Source organism: Stenotrophomonas sp. HMSC10F07 (assembly GCF_001807895.1).
In the GTDB taxonomy this organism is placed as follows: domain Bacteria; phylum Pseudomonadota; class Gammaproteobacteria; order Xanthomonadales; family Xanthomonadaceae; genus Stenotrophomonas; species Stenotrophomonas sepilia.
Map to the genome: position 1 here is coordinate 1 of NZ_KV791463.1, position 1,081 is coordinate 1,081.

A 1,081-nucleotide genomic window follows, 5' to 3' on the forward strand; every position below is an offset into this window, starting at 1 on the left:
GCACTGCGTTTCCCGGGCCAGCAGGCGACGGATGTGAGTGGGTTGTTCTACAACTACCAGCGTGAATACGACGCTGCGACCGGACGCTATACGCAAGCGGATCCCATAGGCTTGTCCGGCGGCATTTCCGCGTACGGGTATTCGAATGCCTCTCCGCTTCTTGCGGCTGACCCACTTGGGCTTGAGCCCGTGTTCGATACAAGTACGTGCGGCGGACAGCTGGGAATGGTGACTTGTGATGGCAATGGAGGATTTCTGGTCAGTGTCTGCAATTCAGGCTGCGACAAGATATGCACCGTTATGCATGAGCGAAACCATAAGGCGTTATTGGAAAAGAGGGTTCCTAATGCCTGCGTGGGTAGGCCTAAAGGTGCAAGCCCATTCCCAAAGGACTGGGAATATGGTGGGATCGAGCATCGGCAGCTGGCCAATGAGCTTGAGTGTCGTGCATATCAAGAGCAGATGATCTGTGCAACTCGGCTGCGCGATGGAGGACTCGGAGGCGCCGCAGTAGACAAGGCCTACAGCAGGGCAGTAAAGGAAAGGAGCAACAGGCAATGCGATGCATTCGGATACTAGCCATCCTCTCGCTCGTTCTGGGCCAGCTGGGGTGCCGGGATGAGGTTGAGAGTTCAACGTACCCCATGGGTCAGACGGGAAAGAGTTGCACTGCCTACAAAGGCTTTGATCGCCAGCCTCCCGAAGTGGTTGTTACGGAACTGGCCAGACGGGGGTTGGACAGTCGCAGGTTGATCCATAAAACAGTTTGCGGCTCGATCACCAGCTGGGAGATCCTTCCCGCAGGGGCGTCAATCAATCGGATACCTCCCCCAGATACCTACGTGAACGTCTGGCTGAGGGAAGACGGCTCTGTTTCCGTCAGTACGGACCTCCCGTGATGTCGGCGCTCTGATGCTCACGCATCGGGCCAGCGCGCCTGCGCAATAGGTCAGCTAAGGCGAAGTCGCGCTCACTTGATGTCATCCGGGTGGACCGCGCGTGGCAATCGCTCGGTCGCCCGATGTCCCGGCTTGGGCGCGGAGCAGAAAGAGCGAAGTGTTCGGCAACCAGATCCCAAGTG

The 1,081-nt window shown here is 57.8% G+C and carries 1 protein-coding gene; it reads left to right on the forward strand.

The annotated features are described in order from the left end of the window. Positions 1-579: RHS repeat-associated core domain-containing protein (locus tag HMPREF3114_RS20800; RefSeq protein ID WP_141750864.1), on the forward strand; the 579-nt coding region annotated here is incomplete at its 5' end. Positions 580-1,081 lie beyond the last annotated feature (502 nt).